This is a genomic window from Salegentibacter lacus (genome assembly GCF_020164555.1).
Taxonomy (GTDB): domain Bacteria; phylum Bacteroidota; class Bacteroidia; order Flavobacteriales; family Flavobacteriaceae; genus Salegentibacter; species Salegentibacter lacus.
Map to the genome: position 1 here is coordinate 163,951 of NZ_JAIQZB010000002.1, position 17,829 is coordinate 181,779.

Below are 17,829 nucleotides of genomic sequence, written 5' to 3' on the forward strand. Positions count from 1 at the left end.
CCTTAGCGGGCTATTCGCTACAAGTCCTCGTAGCCTATCGGCTCCTTTGGGCTTTACGATGTTATCCCTAAAGCAAATGCGAGAAATTTTACAAAATGCTTATCTTCGGCGTAAAATCTATCCTTTTATGAAAAAAACATTCCTGTTATTCAGTTTGTCCCTCTTTTTAGCCTGCAATACTTCAATTGAAAACGAAACCAATGAAAATCAAACTCCCGAAACCGAAAAAGCCCAGGATTCCGTAGAGAATTTTGGGATTGTAATTCACGGTGGAGCGGGAACAATTCTGAAAGAAAATATGAGCGATTCCCTTGAACAAGCCTACAAAGCCAAACTTGAGGAAGCCATACGAACCGGACACGAAATCTTAGCAAATGGTGGAACTGCAATAGAAGCAGTGCAACGCACTATAAATATAATGGAGAATTCACCGCTGTTTAACTCGGGCAAAGGTGCTGTTTTTACCAATGAAGGGAAAAATGAACTTGATGCCTCAATTATGGACGGTGAAACTCTAAATGCTGGTGCGGTATCTGGAGTAACCACGGTTAAAAATCCAATAAATTTAGCCTGGGAAGTGATGGAAAATTCAGAGCACGTGATGCTTTCAGGAAAAGGCGCTGAGCAGTTTGCTGAAGAACGCAATTTGGAAATTGTAGACCCAGAATATTTCTATACCGAAAACCGATTTAAAAGTTTAGAACGTTTAAAAGCAAGAGATTCAGAAAAAACCGAGCTGGATCACGATGGTAAGACCGCTTTTGTAGATCCGTTTATCAAAGATTCTAAATTTGGCACGGTAGGCTGCGCGGCTTTAGATAAAAATGGAAACCTGGCCGCAGGAACTTCAACCGGCGGAATGACCAACAAAAAATGGGGGCGTATTGGCGATGCACCAATAATTGGAGCCGGCACTTACGCAAACAATAAAACTGCGGCAATCTCGGCAACAGGTTGGGGCGAATTTTTTATTCGTGGCGTGGTGGCTTACGATATTTCTGCGCTCATGGAATATAAAGAAATGAGTCTTTCCGAGGCTGCAAAAGAAGTAATTCAGAGAAAGAACCCCGAACTTGGAGGAAGTGGCGGCATCATTGCCATAGACCACAGTGGAAATGTTTCAATGGAATTCAATACTGCCGGAATGTACCGTGCAAAAATGAATAAAGACGGGGAACTGGAAATAGGAATCTACAGCGAATAAATTCTTTGTTCATCATTTTTTAAAGCCCAACCTAAAAAGTTGGGCTTTTTCTTTTAACTCAATTTTAAAAATAATTAGTTCGGAAAATCCCGAACTAATTATAATTTTGCAAATCTTTTAAAAAAAATAAAATGAAGAAACAGTACAGTTTAATTTTAACCCTGGTATTTATTTTATGTTTTGGACAGGTTTTTTCTCAGCGATTATCGCGTGAGAAAATAAAGGACACTATAGAGAAAATGCCCACTTTTTCTATACATAAGGATAATTATTTCATCACCGGAATTTCTACAAATACCGATATTTCTTCAAAAACTGCCGATGCAAAATATCAAATTAGCTTTAAAGCATTAGTGACGCGGAATACCTTACCCTTTGAAACGCATATGTTCCTTACCTATACCCAAAAGGCTTTTTGGAATGTTTATGAATTTTCAAGTCCCTTCCGCGAGCTTAACTTCAACCCTGGTATCGGATTAGGAAAACCCGTTTATAATAAAAAAGATCGTTTAGCAGGAATGGCATACTTACAGCTGGAACACGAATCTAACGGGCGGGATAGCATTTATTCCCGAAGCTGGAATTCTCTTTCATTAAGTTACCATACCGCTATAAATAAAAACCTTTTGCTTAGCGTGAAGGGCTGGCTACCCTTTCGATACAAGAAAGATAATCCGGAATTGATAGATTATGTTGGCTATGGTAAACTAAGCCTTACCTATAATCTAATTCCGAATAAATTACTTATAGATCTCATGTTAAGAAAAGGTATTAAGGACTGGAATGGTTTAAAGGAAATGCCGAAAGCCTTATCAACTTTGAAGAAAACCGAAGTATGATACGCGCAGGATTTGTGTTGAAATCAGACGAACTAAACTTTCTGAAATCTTTGCCGGATGCTTTTTAACAAACCTTTTGTTTTTTGGTTCGGTTTTTTCGGAACTAAATACTAATTTCGCAGCTTCAATTTAGGAAAATGAATAAAACTGACTTAGAAACACAAAAAGTACGTCTTATAGAAAAATTGGGGGTACAGTTTGAAAAAGAGCACCAGTTAGCTCCAGTGGCGGCCAGAATTTTTGCCACACTTATTGTTACCGGAAGAAAAGGGATCACTTTTGACCAATTGGTCAAAGATTTAAATGCAGGAAAAAGTACGGTTTCAACCCATTTAGAACATCTACAGGCAACCAATCGCATTGAGTATTATACCAAATCTGGAGATCGAAAGCGGTATTTCAAGGTAAAACCAGATCTGATGGAAAATCATATTGATGAGTTGACAGCGAAGTGGGAGGCTCAAAAATGCATTCATAAAGAAGTACTGGAATATAAGTTGAAAAGCAACGAATTAAATAAAGAAGACCCACCTTTTGATGTGGAGTTTCAGGAAAGCCTGCTGGACTTTTTAGCTGAAGCGACCGCGGCACTTAATAAATTAAAGAAGAACATCAACAACCATTAATTACACACTAAATAGCAATGAAAAAGATAATATATTTTAGCCTATTTATAAGTGCTGCAATTTTCACTTCCTGCGCAGATAGCAATGGAGGGCAGCAAGCAGCACAAGCACAGGGACCTCAACCTTATCCTGTATTGGAAGTCCCAACAAAAACGGTTACCGGATATACCTCTTACCCAACCAGTATTGAAGGTGTGGTAAATAGTGAAGTTAGGGCAAAAGTTTCCGGTTATATAACTGATGTTCTGGTAGATGCTGGTTCAAAAGTGAGGAAAGGACAATTGCTCTTTAAGCTTGAAACCCAATCTTTATCTGGCGATGCTGCAGCGGCTAAAGCCAATGTTAACGCTGCAAAGGTAGAAGTAGAAAAGCTAAAACCTTTGGTGGAAAAAGAAATTATTAGCTCTGTACAACTCGAAACTGCTAAAGCACAACTCGCTCAAGCTGAAGCGAATTATAACAGTATTGCCGCTAATATAGATTATGCCAATATTAAAAGTCCGGTAGACGGCTACGTGGGTAATATCAATTTTAGAAATGGGGCATTAGTTTCACCCGGCGACCCCACTCCTCTTACCACGATTTCTCAAACTGACGAAGTTTATGCTTTCTTTTCTATGAACGAGAAAGACTTTTTAAGTTTTATGAATACTACCGAGGCCAATTCTATGGAAGAAAAAATTAAGAATCTGCCCCAAATTAATTTGATACTGGCCAACGGGAATGAATACGAAAAAAAAGGAACTATAGAAACAATTTCAGGGGAAATAAACCAGCAGACCGGAACAGTAACTTTTCGGGCAAAATTTGATAATACCAACGGTTTACTTAGAAATGGAAGTAGCGGAACGGTTAAAATACCTAATGTTTATGAAAACGCAGTGATAGTCCCTACCCTTTCCACATTTGAACAACAGGGTAAAACTTTTGTATATAAAATGCAACCAGATTCCAGCCTGGTAGCTTCCTCTTTAAATATTATAGCAGAAATAAATAATGTTTATGTAGTAGATGGAGATGTAGAAGAAGGAGCAAAAATATTAGCCAAAGGAGCGAATAAGGTGCAACCCGGCACCAAGATTCAGCCGCAACCTATCGCATTAGATAGCATTGTGAATTCCTTCAATACCGTTTTTAAATAAATAGCTATGCTAAAAACCTTTATAGAACGTCCCGTATTATCTACAGTTATATCTATCATCATCGTGATGTTGGGTATATTGGGACTATCAGAACTACCGGTTACTCAATACCCAGATATTGCACCGCCTACAGTACAGGTAAATGCGACTTATCCCGGTGCCAATGCCGAAACAATACTTGAAAGTGTAGTTGTTCCTATTGAAGAGCAAATTAATGGTGTGGAAGGAATGACATACCTTACCTCCAGTGCCAGTAACAATGGTAGTGCCAGTATCACAGTGTTTTTTGAACAGGGCTACGATCCAGATATCGCAGCGGTAAACGTTCAAAACCGGGTTTCCAGAGCAAACGCGGTATTACCAGATGAAGTTATTCGTGCGGGTGTCATCACTACCAAAAGACAAAATTCTGCTTTATTATATGCCGGTTTATATTCTACCAACCCAGACTATGACGATACTTTTATTCAGAATTATTTGAATATTAACGTGAAACCCGAATTGCAACGTATTAACGGTGTTGGGGAGGTTAACGTGTTTGGTGGAAAAGATTACGCGATGCGTGTTTGGTTAGATCCGGCTAAAATGGCTAATTATGGTTTGGTTCCCAGCGATGTAACAGCCGCTATAGGAGAGCAAAGTTTAGAGGCAGCTGCCGGAGCTTTGGGCCAAAATGCCGGAGAGTCTTTTGAATATGTTTTAAAGTACAAAGGGCGCTATAAAACTGCCGAAGAGTACGAAAATATCATTATTTCCGCCCAGGATAACGGCCAGTTTCTTAGAGTAAAAGATGTGGGAACTGTAGAGTTGGATGCTTTCTCTTATTCCTCTCTCTCCAGATCTAAAGGGCATCCCGCAATTAGTTTTGGTGTTTTCCAAACTCCAGGCTCTAATGCACAGGAAGTTATCGAAGAAATCTATGTAAAATTAGATGACTTAAAAGAAGATTTTCCTGAAGGTGTAGATTACATTATTAACTATGATACCAACAAATTTTTAACCGCATCTATAGGAAAAGTAAGAACCACTTTAATTGAAGCTTTCTTACTGGTATTCTTAGTGGTATTTGTATTTCTTCAGGATTTAAAATCTACTTTAATTCCTGCGATTGCCGTTCCTGTTTCGATTATTGGAACATTTTTCTTCCTGGGAGTTTTAGGGTATTCAGTTAACTTGCTTACATTATTCGCCCTGGTACTGGCCATTGGTATTGTAGTAGATGATGCCATTGTGGTGGTAGAAGCCGTCCACGCCAAACTGGAGGATGGTGCAGAAAGTGCGAAAAAAGCTTCAGTTTCAGCTATGAGTGAAATAGCGGGAGCTATTGTTTCCATTACTTTGGTAATGGCAGCGGTTTTTATTCCTATTACATTTATCAAGGGACCATCTGGGGTGTTTTATGAACAATTTGGTGTGACCCTAATTATAGCAATCTTAATTTCAGCAGTAAACGCCTTAACGCTAAGTCCGGCATTATGTGCGGTTTTCTTAAAACCACATTCAGAAAAACAGAAAAAGCAAAACCTCTTACAAAGATTTTATACCGCATTTAATACTGCATTTAAAACTACAACCAGAAAATATACGAACTCGCTTGGCTTTTTAGTAAAACACAAATGGATAACTTTTTTAATCCTTGCCATAGCTGCAGCAGGGATTTTCTGGGCAGATAGTTCTATACCTAAAGGTTTTGTGCCTACTGAAGATCGCGGGGTGATTTTCGTAAATGCCGAACTTCCTCCTGGCTCATCCCTGGATAGATCTTATCAGGTTTCGCAAACCCTTTATGATCAAATGGAAAGTATAGAAGGAGTTAGAACAGCAACTGTTATTGCCGGACGAAACTTTTTCTCCGGTGCAGGTAGTTCTAATGCCATGGGTTTCATTATTCTTGAAAACTGGGAAGACCGGGAAACAGATGAAACTTCGGTAGAAGGAATCATAGCTCAATTAAACAAAAAAGCAGCCGCAATTAGTGATGCTGAAATCATCTACTTTACTCCACCCAGTGTTCCTGGATTTGGTAGTGCAGATGGTTTTGAAATGCAGTTGGTTGATAGGTCTTCCGGTCAATTAAAGGAGCTAGACCAAACAGCGACAAACTTTGTAGGAAATCTTATGCAAAGATCCGAAATCGCTTTTGCTTCAAATCCTTTCAGCACAAACTATCCACAATTACAAATGGATATTGATGTGCCAAAAGCAAAAGAAGCCGGCGTAAGTATTAGTGATATTTTAAGCACTTTACAAGGATACATTGGAGGTGTTTATACTGCGAACTTTAGCCGATTTGGGAAACAATACAGGGTGTTTGTTCAGGCGTTGCCCGAAGATCGGGTAGACGAGGAAAGTTTAAACAGTATGTTTGTAAAGACTCCGGGAGGTGAAATGGCTCCGGTTTCTCAATTTGTTACTTTAGATCGAATTTACGGTCCTCAAACCGTAACGCGTTTTAATCTATTTAACGCGGTAACCCTTACGGGGTCTTCTGCCCCAGGTTATAGTTCTGGAGATGCAATTACCGCAATAGAGGAAACTGCAGCACAAAGTTTGCCTAACGAATATGACATTGCTTTCTCCGGTCTTACCAGGGAAGAAATAGCTTCGTCAGGGCAGGCAGGAATAATATTCCTCTTAAGTATTGTATTTGTTTACTTTTTACTGGCAGCACAATACGAAAGTTACCTTTTACCATTTTCAGTAATCCTTTCGCTACCCATTGGGGTTGCAGGAGCATATTTCACAACCTGGATAGCAGGCTTACAGAATAACATATACTTCCAGATAGCCTTGATCATGTTAATTGGGTTACTGGCGAAAAATGCAATTCTAATCGTAGAATTTGCCATACAAAGGCGTAGAGAGGGTATGCCTTTAACCGAAGCTGCAATAGATGGTGCCCGTGTGAGATTGAGACCTATTTTAATGACTTCCTTCGCATTTATTTTAGGACTAACTCCTTTGGTACTTGCTACAGGTGTAGGAGCCGAAGGAAACAGGTCTATTGGTACAGGAGCTGCCGGCGGATTGCTAATTGGAACGGTTGTAGGTGTTTTTGTAATTCCTATTCTTTATATCATATTCCAATGGTTACAAGAAAAAATTTCGGGCGCTCCTGAAGCAGCTCAAACAGAAAAAAAATCAATTTCTGAAAAAGCATAATGATGAGAAGAAACAGTATATATAAATTTTTACTGGCAGGAGCCGTACCATTTTTACTGGTTTCTTGCTTTGCCGCTAAAGAATACGAACGTCCTGAACTGGAAGAAATTTCTGAAGAACTCTATCGAACAGATAAGCTTCCGCAGGATTCACTAAGTATGGCCGTGATTTCCTGGACAGAAATTTTTACCGATCCTATTTTGAGAAGCCACATTAATGAAGGTCTCGAGAACAATATAGATATTCGTATTGCTATTCAGCAAATGTTAGCGGCAGAAGCTTATGCAAAACAAGGAAAAGCCAGCTATTTTCCCACTCTGAGTGCGGGACCATCTGTGAGCCACCAAATCCTGTCTCCAAATAGCCAGTTCGGTTCTTTCTTTGACGGGAGTATTACCCAATACGATATTACAGGAAATCTCTCCTGGGAAGCCGATATCTGGGGGAAAATAAGAAGTAACGACCGTGCGTTCACCGCATCCTACCTGCAAAGTGAAGCCGCACATAAAGCGGTAAAATCGCAACTTATCGCTAATATCGCCAATAATTATTACCAGTTACTAAGCCTAGATGAACAACTTAGAATTGCTGAACAAACTGTGGAAACCAGGAAAAGCAGTCTGGAAACGACCGAAGCTTTAAAGCAAGCGGGAAATGTTACTGAAGTTGGCGTACAACAAACCAAAGCCCAATTGCATACAGCAGAAGCTTTGGTGGTTCAGCTTAAAAATCAAATACGCTTACTGGAAAATTCTTTCTCTATCTTATTAGGTGAAGGTCCCCAGCAAATAGAACGAACTGAATTATCTAAACAAAAAATTGTAACTCCTTTAAATACAGGAGTAGCATCTCAACTGCTAAGAAACAGGCCAGATGTGATTGCCGCCGAGTACGGACTAATTAATGCTTTTGAACTTACCAATGCGGCTCGCGCTAATTTCTATCCGTCGCTAACTTTAACTGCGGCAGGTGGTTTCCAGAGTTTGGAGCTGGATAAATTATTAAATGCTAATTCCCTTTTTGCCAATTTGGGTGCTTCACTATTACAGCCAATTATCAACAAACGGCAAATAAGAACGCAGTATGAAGTTTCACAAGCCCAACAGCAACAAGCCTTGCTAAACTTTAAACAAGCAATCTTGGTGGCAGGCAGGGAAGTTTCTGATGCACTTTCCAACTACCAGGCAAGTACCGAACGTATAGAAATTCTTGAAAAGGAATATGAAGCATATAACAAAGCTTCAGGTTATTCAGAAGAATTGCTTAATAATGGTATGGTAAATTACCTTGAAGTTTTAACGGCGAGAGAGAATGCTTTAAACTCTCAGCTAAACTTAATTAATGCTGAATATAATAAATTAAATTCCATCGTAAATCTTTATAAAGCCCTTGGTGGAGGCTGGCAATAAATTGTATTGAATTTGTTTTGTTAATTGTTGAAGAAACAGCTCCAGAATTAAATTTTGGGGCTGTTTTTTGTTGAAATTTAGATTTATTTTCGACTAACCCGGTAAATTCTGTAACTTTAAGAAAGATAAAAATTATGAAAAGTAATTTCAGTGAAATAATAAAGGACGAAAAACCAGTTTTAGTCGACTTTTATGCCGATTGGTGTGGCCCATGTAAAACCCTGGCGCCAATTTTAAAAGATGTAAAAGCCGAATTGGGGGACGGCGTGAAAATCGTAAAGATAGATGTAGATAAAAACCAGGAACTGGCCGGAAAATACCAGGTGCGCGGTGTACCTACAATGATACTTTTCAAAAACGGAGAACAACTTTGGAGACAATCCGGGGTTTTACAGAAAGCAGAAATTATTGAGGTGATTAATTCTAAATCATAATTCTTTTCGCCCTTGCGAGGGAGGGAATACTGAAGCAATCTCCGGATTTAAAGCATTGGTTTTAAACGGAAGATTGCTTCACCATTAAAAGGGTTATTAATGACATATGAAATTATTTAAACCTAAATACTTTCAGGCAAGCACTTCCTGGAATTCCGGTTTTTTTTCAATCACTTTTTTAGCAAAAGGACACAGCGGAATTACTTTTAATTTATTTTCCTTGGCAAAATCTACTGCAGCTTTAACCATTTTTTTACCAACACCTTCACCTTTAAAATCCGGATCTACTTCTGTGTGATCTATAATAAATTTACTTTTTCCGGCCCAGGTATAGGTCATTTTTCCGGCTTGTTTTTCATTTATCAATACTTGAAAAAAGCCCTTTTTTCCTTCGTCATGTTGTTCGATCTTCATAATTCACTTTTTAGATTATCGTACGCTTCTGCTCTAATTGAGCTTCCCTCCTTTGGCGGTCCACCAGGGATGCACTTCAACTTTTAACCGGCCGGCTTTTACCATTGGGTCCTGGTTTGCCAAACTATCTGCTTCTTCTTGCGTTGCGGTATTATAAACCGCGATTCCGCGAATATCGCCGTCACTAGCAAACGGACCAATTAAACTAGCGTAACCTTCTTCTGCCATTCTGGTTAAATAAGCCAGATGCTCTTTTTGTAATCTGGCAGCTTCAGTGGAATCCTGACTTCGGTTTTCGCCTCTTTTCAGAAAAACCATATAATATTGCTGCATCAAATAAGTAGTATCGCCTTCTTCATAAGTAAAGGTTTGGTAGCCTTTTTCTTTTAAATTATTCGCTACAGAATCTATATTTATTTCAGGTATTTTCACCTTCACTTCTTCAGGGCCGGGAATTCCGCGTTCCTGCTCCTGAATGTCGTTGCAGGAAATTATTAAAAACGGAAAAACGAGCGTATAAATTAATTTTTTCATCTAAATTTTCACCAGTTTTTATAAGGGTTTTTACTTAATTGGGAATTGTAATATTTTACATCTCCGGTTACTTCCTTTCCTAACCATTTCGGTTTCTGAAAAACATCGGTTTCCTTATTCAATTCAATTTCTGCCACGATCAAACCTTCATTTTTACCGTGAAACTCGTCAATTTCAAATATAAAATTACCTGCTTTTACCAAATACCGCGTTTTCTCTATAATTCCGGGCTCACAGAGCTCAAACAAAGCCTCGGCTTCCTTTTTATCAATTTCCTTTTCCCATTCAAAGCGGGTAAGTCCGTTTTTAGAGGATTTTCCTTTAATGGTCAAAAATGCTTTTTCGCCTGTAATTCTTAATCGCACCGTTCGCTCGGGATCGGTATTCAAAAATCCCTGTTTTATTCCGGAATTCTTACAAGCTTCCTTTCTAAAATCGTTAGAAACCACAAGGTATTTACGTTCAATTTCCTGCATTTAGTTATTGTGTGCTATATTTTTAATTTCATCTGAAGGAATTCTTTGCACGTCTAACTCTGGCGAATTAGCAATAGCTACCATCGCCCTGGCAATACTTTCGGCTGAAATAGATTTATATTTTCGCATAGTTCCGAGGAAGAAAGGATTGATAAAATTGAGCATTACTTTTCCAATCTTTTCAAAACTCCGACTTTCCTTCCGCTCACCGGTAATAAGCGACGGCTGCAAAATGTAGGTGTGCTTAATCTCAAGTTCCAAAACGTCCTTTTCCATTTTCCCTTTGGTACGGTTATAAAACACCCGGCTTTTTGGATTAGCACCCAGCGCAGAAACCACCAGAAAAGTGTCTATATTGTTTTCTTTGGAAAGTTTGGCGGCGGTAATAGGAATTCCGCGATCTATTTTGGTGTAAGTTTCATGGTCTGGAGTTTTACTCTTTGTGGTACCCACACAACAAAAAACCTCATCGCCGGTAAATTTATCTTTATGCTCCTCCAATTTAAAGAGATCTATTAAATGTTCCTCGATTTTAGGATGATCTATTTCTACTGAATTTCTGGAGAAAAGTTTAACCTTTTCATACCTATCGTCCTCCAGTAATTGCTGAAGTAACATTCCTCCGGTAAGGCCGGTAGCCCCTAAAATTATTGCTGTTTTTGGCATTATATACTTTTTTTTGAATGTTAATAATTGCTTCTCAACAATATTTAGTTTCGATAAATAATATAATCAAAATAAACCGTCCCGGTCTACGAACTAACGAAATTTTAAGAAAGCTTGTTTCTGTGAGAAATACAAAACCAGTACTTGTTTCTTTAACTTTGCACAGTGAGCGAAAAACTTCCTCTTCGAAAAATTATCCATATAGATATGGATGCGTTCTACGCTTCAGTAGAGCAACTGGATAATCCCGATTTACGCGGTAAGGCGATTGCTGTGGGCGGAAGTTCACAAAGAGGCGTAGTAAGTGCCGCCAGCTACGAAGCGCGTAAATTTGGCGTTAAGAGCGCTATGAGTAGCGTAATTGCAAAGCGTAATTGTCCGCACTTAATTTTTGTAAAACCACGTTTTGAACGTTACCGGGAATTCTCGCAACGCATTAGAGAAATTTTTTTTGAATATACCGATCTTGTAGAGCCACTTTCTTTAGATGAAGCCTACCTTGATGTCACCGAAAACAAAAAAGGAAATCCCAGCGCAAGTCTCATTGCAAGGGAAATTCGAGAAAAAATTAAGGAGAAAACGGGTTTAAATGCATCGGCAGGGATCTCAATCAATAAATTTATCGCCAAAATTGCCAGCGATTTTAATAAGCCAAACGGGCAAAAAACAGTAAATCCTGAAGAAGTAGAAGCGTTTTTGGAAGCTTTAGATATCCGGAAATTTCACGGCGTGGGAAAAGTGACTGCCGAGAAAATGTATATGCTGGGCATTTTCACGGGTAAAGACCTGAAACAGAAATCACAGGAATATTTAACAGAAAAATTCGGAAAAAGCGGTGGGCATTATTATAATGTGGTTCGTGGTATTCATTTAAGTGAAGTAAAACCCAACCGAATACGAAAATCACTTGGCGCCGAACGTACGTTTAATGAAAATATCTCTTCGGAAATTTTTATGCTGGAACGGCTTGAAAACATCGCCGAAGAAATAGAACGCCGACTTAAAAAAAGTAAGGTTGCCGGTAAAACTATTACACTGAAGATAAAATACAGCGATTTTACCCAACAAACCCGTAGTAAGACTATTTCATTCTATATTTCCAGCAAAGAATTGATTCTGGAAAATGCGAGGGAATTATTGTACCAGGAAAAAATGAAAGATTCGGTGCGGCTTTTGGGTATCTCCCTTTCCAATCTAAATACTGATAAAACAGAAAAGAAAACCTCACCGGAGAAAAAGATTGAAGTGCAGCTAAAGTTTGAATTTTAAAAATAAAAAAAGCCACGAACACATTGTATTCGTGGCTTTTTCTGTATAAATAATTTCATCTATTCTATTTCAGAAACCCTTAACGTATTTACCATTCCTTTATCACCAATTGGCATGGCAGCCAGGTTAATAGTGTAGTCACCTACTTCTACAAAAGCTTTTTCCTTCGCGATTCGGTTAATATCATCAATAGTTTCATCTGTACTCACGAACTTGTCGTAATGGAAAGCTTTTACACCCCATAATAAACTAAGTTGAGATAGTATTCTGTTGTTAGATGTAAATACCAAAATATGCGCTTCAGGTCTCCAGGCAGAAATCTGGAAAGCTGTGTACCCACTATTCGTAAGTGTACAAATTGCTTTTGCTTTAATTTCGTTGGCCATATGAGCTGCGTGATAACAAACAGATTTAGTAATATATCGTTTGGTACGCACGTGTGGTGGATCGTGTGGAACTTTAATTAAAGGTGAGTTCTCCACAGTCTCAAGGATTTGAGCCATTTTTTGAATAACCTGTACCGGGTACTGCCCTACTGAGGTTTCTCCACTAAGCATTACGGCATCGGCACCATCCATAACAGAATTGGCCACATCGTTAACCTCGGCCCTGGTAGGCGTAAGACTGGTGATCATTGTCTCCATCATTTGAGTGGCGATAATTACAGGAATTCTTGCTTTTTTAGCGGTAAGCACCAATTTCTTCTGAATAAGCGGTACTTCCTGTGCAGGAATTTCTACTCCTAAATCTCCACGGGCAACCATTAAACCGTCGCAATAAGCTACGATTTTATCGATATTGGCCACACCTTCCGGCTTTTCGATCTTAGCTATTATTGGTATTTTATATTCGCTGTGTTGTTTTATTAAATCCTGAAGTTCTTTTAAATCTTCAGCATGACGCACAAATGAAAGCGCCATCCAATCTACCTGCATTTCACAAGCAAAAATCGCATCTTTTACATCCTTTTCGGTTAAAGCGGGAAGCGAAATGTTGGTGTTTGGAAGGTTTACACCTTTTTTGGATTTTAAAGGTCCACCCTGAATAACACGGGTTTTAACTTCATCTTTCTTATTTGTACTTATTACTTCAAACATAAGCTTTCCGTCGTCTAAAAGAATACGCTCTCCCGCAGAAACATCCTGTGGAAAAGTATCGTAATTCATATAAACGCGTTCTGCAGTTCCTTTAAATTCCTTGCCGGTAGCGAAAATAATCTCATCTCCTTCTGAAACTACTACTTCGTCTTTCATAACTCCTACCCGAAGTTTAGGACCCTGTAAATCTCCAAGGATAGCGGCATTGTAGCCTTTTTCTTTGTTAAGGTCTCTAATCATGTTAATGCGTTCTCTTACATCGTCATAATTAGCGTGGGAAAAGTTAACTCTAAAAACGTTTACTCCGGCCTGGAGCATTTTATCTAAGGTTTCTTTGGAACTCGTTGCTGGCCCTAAGGTTGCAACTATTTTAGTTTTCTTATTTGTTGGCATTATTCAAAAATTAAATTTTGTTTAGATTTTAATAAATCTGTGTCAATTTTATAAACTGCTATTACCTGTGGTATTTGGCTTATGGCATTGACAAGCAAATTGAGGTCTTTGTGATTTAGTTCCTCGTCTATTTTAAGAAAGAAATCTACCTTTTTATATTCAGGCACCAGGTTTACCTGCAAGGGTCTAACTTCTTCTTCTTCAAATAAAGAACCCGAACTTAATATCTTTTTAGGTTCTCCCTTAAATTTATTGGCAACAAGGTGATACGACCTGAAATTTGCCAAATCTTTAAAGGTGTAATGGGCGTAGAATGCTTCTACCGATTTATGGTTGAAATCTATATCCCTGCGTTCTCTTTTCAACTGAAGTTTAAGATACTTATTTAATAAATAAGCCATCTTGTATTCTTCTAAATCGCCATATAGTGCTATTAAGCCAAAATCATCTTCTTCTACATCCTCAAGCAGCATTTTATGAGATTGCATAGCTTTTAATTTAAGGTTAAAGATAAGATAAGATTGAGAAAAATGAAGCTTTATACGCTCAAAACTTCATATTTATCTACGAAAACGTTATAGTTTGCGCTAATTCCTCAATTTTAAGTGATTTTATTTTGAAGTGCATAATAGGCTCTTTTTGCAGTTTTCTCTTCGGCTTTCTTTTTAGAAGTTGCTCTTGCCTTGGCAACAACCTTATCGTCCAGGCGCAATTTTACGGCAAAATGTTTTATCTCGTCGTTACCGGTATCTTCATAAACCTCAAAGTCGAATTCCCGCTTTTCTTTTTGACACCATTCTATAAAAAGACTTTTGTAACTTATTACCTGACCTTCTAATTGCTCTATATCTACATAAGGATCTATAACCCTTTCGTAAATAAAGCGCTTACAATATTTATAGCCCCTGTCAAGATAAATTGCGCCAATCAAAGCTTCGAATAAATTTCCGTGAATATTTGCACCAAATTGATCTTTGGAAATATTAGTTTGTACGTGGTCTATAAGATTAAGGTCTTTCCCGAGTTCATTTAGATGCTTTCGGCTTACTACTTTAGAGCGCATTTTGGTAAGATAACCTTCGTTGCCGCCAGGAACTGCTTTAAAAAGATGAGAAGCAATTACAGCGCTTAGCATTGCATCTCCCAGAAATTCGAGGCGTTCAAAACTCACCGCATTTCCCTTTTCATCTTTAATATTTAGGGAACGGTGGGTAAAAGCTTTGCGATAGTGAAGAATATTTCTGGGTTTAAATCCCAGCATTTTGTACACAACCGAAAAAAAATTCCCGCCTTTATCAGAACGGGAATTTAATATATTTCGAAGAACGCCCATAATAAAAGGTTATTCATCAAATCTTTTAAATAATACACAAGCGTTATGCCCTCCAAATCCAAATGTGTTGCTCATAACCACCTTTACATCACGTTTTTGGGCCTTATTCAAAGTAAGGTTGAGTTCAGGATCAATGTTTTCGTCTTTGTGCTCATGGTTAATAGTAGGTGGTACTATTCCATGTTTCATAGACAAAATTGCTGAAATTGCTTCTACAGCTCCTGCAGCACCAAGCAAATGCCCGGTCATTGATTTTGTTGAATTGATATTCATCGTTTTGGCGTGTTCACCAAAAACCTTACTTATCGCCTTTAGTTCAGCTACATCTCCTAGCGGAGTAGAAGTTCCATGCGTGTTAATAGCATCTACATCTTCGGGTTTCATTTCTGCGTTTCGAAGACAATTTTTCATAACTGCAACAACTCCGTTTCCTTCAGGATGTGGGGCCGTCATATGGTAAGCATCAGAAGACAAACCTCCTCCAAGAACTTCAGCATAAATTTTGGCTCCCCTGGCTTTGGCGTGCTCATATTCTTCAAGAATGAGTGTACCAGCACCTTCTCCTAACACAAATCCGTCTCTAGTAGCGTCAAAAGGTCTTGAAGCTGTTTCAGGATTATCGTTTTGAGTAGAAAGAGCGTGCATGGCATTAAAGCCACCCATACCGGCCATAGTTACCGCAGCTTCAGAACCTCCGGAAACAATAATATCACTATGTCCCAGTCTTATATTATTCAAAGCATCTATCATAGCGTTTGCCGCAGATGCACAAGCTGAAACCGTAGTGTAATTTGCTCCCATAAACCCGTGACGAATAGAGATATTACCCGGGGCAATATCTGCAATCATCTTAGGTATAAAGAAAGGATTGAACCTTGGTGTTCCATCTCCCGTCGCGAAGTTTATCACTTCGTTCTGAAAAGTTTCCAATCCGCCTATTCCGGCCCCCCATATCACACCAACTCGGTACTTGTCTACAGTATCCAGGTTGATGCCGGAATCTTTTATCGCTTCGTCTGAAGCAACAATGGCATATTGGGCAAACCTGTCCAGCCTTCTTACCTCCTTTCGGTCAAAGAAGTCGAGCGGGTCAAAATTTTTGAGTTCACAAGCGAATTTGGTTTTGAATTTTTCAGTATCGAAATAGGTAATAGGTGCACCACCACTTTTTCCGGCTACCAAAGCCTCCCAATATTCTTCAATATTGTTACCAATGGGGGTTAGGGCTCCCAGGCCCGTTACTACAACTCGCTTCAACTCCATATGGTCTATACTCTTTTTATTTTTTTGCGTCTTCAATATAAGAAATTGCCTGACCTACTGTGGCAATGTTCTCAGCCTGGTCATCAGGAATCTGGATGTCGAATTCTTTTTCGAATTCCATGATCAATTCCACAGTGTCCAATGAATCAGCACCCAAGTCATTTGTGAAGCTCGCTTCGTTAACAACCTCGTTCTCGTCAACACCTAACTTGTCAACGATAATCGCTTTTACTCTTGATGCAATGTCTGACATAATACTTTTATTTTAATTTTGATTAGGTGGCAAAAATAAAAAACTTTATTTTAAAACCGATTTTTACTTTAAAAATGTGATCGTAATTTACATAAATTTAGTTGAAAGGGCTTAATTTTACATTCTAATAATTGTTAACAAGCTTATTTTGAGCAATCCAACCCATACCAATAAAAAAAAAATAGTTGTCTTTGCCTCCGGCTCTGGAACCAACGCCGAAAATATCATTAAATATTTTCAAAAATCATCTGACGCTAGTGTGGTAGCGGTTTTCTCGAATAAAAGATCGGCAAAAGTGCTAAAAAGAGCACACGATCTAAATGTTAAAGCCCTTCATTTTGATCGCGAAGCACTCTACAATAGTTACGAAGTTCTGCATATTTTAGAAGATATAAATCCAGATTTGATTGTTTTAGCCGGATTTATGTGGATTTTCCCCGAAGACATTTTAAAACGCTTTCCAAACAGGATTATAAACATACATCCTGCATTACTTCCAAAATATGGCGGAAAAGGAATGTATGGAATGAATGTTCACGAAGCCATTATTCAGAATAAAGAAAAAGAGAGCGGCATTAGCATTCATTATGTAGATGAAAATTATGATGAAGGAGAAATAATTTTTCAGGCAAAAACAGAAATTTCAGAAGAAGATACGCCTGAAACGCTCGCCGAAAAAATTCATAACCTGGAATACAAATACTTCCCGGAAATTCTTCAGCAATTACTTCAAAAGAGATCGCAGTAGTGCAAACAGCCCAGGTACACATTTATACCGATGGTGCCGCCAGAGGAAATCCCGGCCCCGGTGGTTATGGCATTGTCATGGAATGGGTAGGAAAAGCCTATCGAAAAGAATTTGCAAAAGGCTTTAAACACACCACTAATAACAGGATGGAATTGCTGGCTGTAATTGATGCGCTAAAAAAGTTGAAAAAGCCTGGCGTTTCAGCTATTGTTTTTACCGATTCAAAATATGTTGCTGATGCGGTAAACAAAAAATGGGTCTTTGGCTGGGAAAAGAAAAATTTTAAAGACCGAAAGAATTCCGATCTCTGGATAGAATTTCTAAAAGAAATACGCAAACATAATGTAAGTTTTAAGTGGATAAAAGGACATAATGACCATTTACAAAACGAACGCTGCGACGCTTTGGCGGTGGCTGCCTCAAAAGAAAAAAGGCTTTTAATAGATGAAGGTTTTCAGCAAAGTTAAAACCAACTTTGTAGTGAAGTAAGCCCCGGAGAATTTAATCTCGATTATCGAGTAATTTTGATTGAGCCCTTGAAAAACAAACTGTATATTTGCAGCACAT

18 protein-coding genes and 1 pseudogene are annotated in these 17,829 nt (G+C 38.5%); 10 read left to right on the top strand and 9 right to left on the bottom strand.

Annotation, left to right across the window (positions count from 1 at the left end; all coding sequences use genetic code 11):
- Positions 1-127 precede the first annotated feature (127 nt).
- The 7 genes and pseudogenes from LB465_RS02235 to trxA form a co-directional block, all read left to right on the top strand.
- The gene (locus LB465_RS02235; RefSeq protein ID WP_224466527.1) at positions 128-1,204 is read left to right on the top strand and encodes an isoaspartyl peptidase/L-asparaginase family protein; all 1,077 of its coding nucleotides are present in this window, start codon (positions 128-130) and stop codon (positions 1,202-1,204) included.
- Positions 1,205-1,335: 131 nt separating this feature from the next.
- Positions 1,336-2,043 carry a phospholipase A gene (locus LB465_RS02240; RefSeq protein WP_224466529.1) on the top strand — a complete coding sequence of 236 codons (708 nt, stop codon included), beginning with the start codon at positions 1,336-1,338 and terminating at the stop codon, positions 2,041-2,043.
- Positions 2,044-2,180: 137 nt separating this feature from the next.
- Positions 2,181-2,669, top strand: coding sequence for a GbsR/MarR family transcriptional regulator (locus tag LB465_RS02245; protein WP_224466531.1), 489 nt, complete (start codon positions 2,181-2,183; stop codon positions 2,667-2,669).
- Between the two features lie 17 nt (positions 2,670-2,686).
- Positions 2,687-3,811, top strand: a complete 1,125-nt coding sequence (locus LB465_RS02250; RefSeq protein WP_224466533.1) for an efflux RND transporter periplasmic adaptor subunit — start codon at positions 2,687-2,689, stop codon at positions 3,809-3,811.
- Between the two features lie 6 nt (positions 3,812-3,817).
- Entirely contained in the window at positions 3,818-6,973 is a 3,156-nt protein-coding gene (locus LB465_RS02255) for an efflux RND transporter permease subunit (protein ID WP_224466535.1), read from the top strand.
- A 2-nt stretch (positions 6,974-6,975) separates the two neighbouring features.
- A complete protein-coding gene (locus LB465_RS02260; protein ID WP_224466727.1) occupies positions 6,976-8,382 on the top strand; it encodes an efflux transporter outer membrane subunit in 1,407 nt (468 codons plus the stop codon).
- 119 nt (positions 8,383-8,501) lie between these two features.
- Positions 8,502-8,816, top strand: a pseudogene (trxA, locus tag LB465_RS02265) (thioredoxin); the annotation flags it as partial.
- Positions 8,817-8,948: 132 nt separating this feature from the next.
- On the opposite strand, the gene LB465_RS02270 reads toward trxA, so the two are convergent.
- From LB465_RS02270 to LB465_RS02285, 4 genes are read right to left on the bottom strand one after another with little or no spacing between them, the layout of a single operon-like run.
- Complete coding sequence (locus LB465_RS02270; protein WP_224466537.1) at positions 8,949-9,230, bottom strand: GNAT family N-acetyltransferase; 282 nt, start codon at positions 9,228-9,230, stop codon at positions 8,949-8,951.
- Positions 9,231-9,263: 33 nt separating this feature from the next.
- Positions 9,264-9,764 (bottom strand): YciI family protein, encoded by a 501-nt coding sequence (locus LB465_RS02275; protein ID WP_224466539.1) that lies wholly within the window; start codon positions 9,762-9,764, stop codon positions 9,264-9,266.
- Positions 9,765-9,772: 8 nt separating this feature from the next.
- On the bottom strand, positions 9,773-10,240 hold the full coding sequence (locus tag LB465_RS02280) for a CYTH domain-containing protein (RefSeq protein WP_224466541.1): 468 nt from the start codon (positions 10,238-10,240) through the stop codon (positions 9,773-9,775).
- Complete coding sequence (locus tag LB465_RS02285) at positions 10,241-10,906, bottom strand: NAD(P)H-binding protein (protein WP_224466543.1); 666 nt, start codon at positions 10,904-10,906, stop codon at positions 10,241-10,243.
- Positions 10,907-11,071: 165 nt separating this feature from the next.
- On the opposite strand from LB465_RS02285, the gene dinB reads away from it, so the two are divergent.
- Positions 11,072-12,175, top strand: a complete 1,104-nt coding sequence (gene dinB, locus LB465_RS02290; RefSeq protein ID WP_224466546.1) for a DNA polymerase IV — start codon at positions 11,072-11,074, stop codon at positions 12,173-12,175.
- A gap of 59 nt (positions 12,176-12,234) precedes the next feature.
- Here dinB and pyk read toward each other — a convergent pair whose 3' ends face one another.
- The 5 genes from pyk to LB465_RS02315 form a co-directional block, all read right to left on the bottom strand.
- The gene (pyk, locus tag LB465_RS02295; RefSeq protein ID WP_224466549.1) at positions 12,235-13,665 is read right to left on the bottom strand and encodes a pyruvate kinase; all 1,431 of its coding nucleotides are present in this window, start codon (positions 13,663-13,665) and stop codon (positions 12,235-12,237) included.
- Positions 13,665-14,153 (bottom strand): IPExxxVDY family protein, encoded by a 489-nt coding sequence (locus LB465_RS02300; protein ID WP_224466551.1) that lies wholly within the window; start codon positions 14,151-14,153, stop codon positions 13,665-13,667. The genes pyk and LB465_RS02300 overlap by 1 nt, the downstream gene beginning before the upstream one ends.
- Before the next feature lie 113 nt (positions 14,154-14,266).
- A complete protein-coding gene (gene rnc / locus LB465_RS02305) occupies positions 14,267-14,998 on the bottom strand; it encodes a ribonuclease III (protein WP_224466553.1) in 732 nt (243 codons plus the stop codon).
- 9 nt (positions 14,999-15,007) lie between these two features.
- Positions 15,008-16,261 (bottom strand): beta-ketoacyl-ACP synthase II, encoded by a 1,254-nt coding sequence (gene fabF / locus LB465_RS02310; RefSeq protein ID WP_224466732.1) that lies wholly within the window; start codon positions 16,259-16,261, stop codon positions 15,008-15,010.
- A gap of 16 nt (positions 16,262-16,277) precedes the next feature.
- A complete protein-coding gene (locus LB465_RS02315) occupies positions 16,278-16,514 on the bottom strand; it encodes an acyl carrier protein (protein ID WP_013069791.1) in 237 nt (78 codons plus the stop codon).
- A gap of 148 nt (positions 16,515-16,662) precedes the next feature.
- On the opposite strand from LB465_RS02315, the gene purN reads away from it, so the two are divergent.
- Entirely contained in the window at positions 16,663-17,262 is a 600-nt protein-coding gene (gene purN, locus LB465_RS02320) for a phosphoribosylglycinamide formyltransferase (protein WP_224466556.1), read from the top strand.
- A complete protein-coding gene (rnhA, locus tag LB465_RS02325) occupies positions 17,262-17,729 on the top strand; it encodes a ribonuclease HI (RefSeq protein ID WP_224466559.1) in 468 nt (155 codons plus the stop codon). The genes purN and rnhA overlap by 1 nt, the downstream gene beginning before the upstream one ends.
- Positions 17,730-17,829 lie beyond the last annotated feature (100 nt).

Bases quoted from the DNA above. Each gene is read 5' to 3' on its own strand.
- LB465_RS02280 (WP_224466541.1), bottom strand. From the start codon at position 10,240: ATGCAGGAAATTGAACGTAAATACCTTGTGGTTTCTAACGATTTTAGA.
- LB465_RS02300 (WP_224466551.1), bottom strand. From the start codon at position 14,153: ATGCAATCTCATAAAATGCTGCTTGAGGATGTAGAAGAAGATGATTTT.
- LB465_RS02240 (WP_224466529.1), top strand. From the start codon at position 1,336: ATGAAGAAACAGTACAGTTTAATTTTAACCCTGGTATTTATTTTATGT.
- fabF (WP_224466732.1), bottom strand. From the start codon at position 16,261: ATGGAGTTGAAGCGAGTTGTAGTAACGGGCCTGGGAGCCCTAACCCCC.
- LB465_RS02315 (WP_013069791.1), bottom strand. From the start codon at position 16,514: ATGTCAGACATTGCATCAAGAGTAAAAGCGATTATCGTTGACAAGTTA.
- LB465_RS02245 (WP_224466531.1), top strand. From the start codon at position 2,181: ATGAATAAAACTGACTTAGAAACACAAAAAGTACGTCTTATAGAAAAA.
- LB465_RS02270 (WP_224466537.1), bottom strand. From the start codon at position 9,230: ATGAAGATCGAACAACATGACGAAGGAAAAAAGGGCTTTTTTCAAGTA.
- LB465_RS02250 (WP_224466533.1), top strand. From the start codon at position 2,687: ATGAAAAAGATAATATATTTTAGCCTATTTATAAGTGCTGCAATTTTC.
- LB465_RS02235 (WP_224466527.1), top strand. From the start codon at position 128: ATGAAAAAAACATTCCTGTTATTCAGTTTGTCCCTCTTTTTAGCCTGC.
- LB465_RS02285 (WP_224466543.1), bottom strand. From the start codon at position 10,906: ATGCCAAAAACAGCAATAATTTTAGGGGCTACCGGCCTTACCGGAGGA.
- pyk (WP_224466549.1), bottom strand. From the start codon at position 13,665: ATGCCAACAAATAAGAAAACTAAAATAGTTGCAACCTTAGGGCCAGCA.
- LB465_RS02260 (WP_224466727.1), top strand. From the start codon at position 6,976: ATGAGAAGAAACAGTATATATAAATTTTTACTGGCAGGAGCCGTACCA.
- LB465_RS02275 (WP_224466539.1), bottom strand. From the start codon at position 9,764: ATGAAAAAATTAATTTATACGCTCGTTTTTCCGTTTTTAATAATTTCC.
- rnc (WP_224466553.1), bottom strand. From the start codon at position 14,998: ATGGGCGTTCTTCGAAATATATTAAATTCCCGTTCTGATAAAGGCGGG.
- LB465_RS02255 (WP_224466535.1), top strand. From the start codon at position 3,818: ATGCTAAAAACCTTTATAGAACGTCCCGTATTATCTACAGTTATATCT.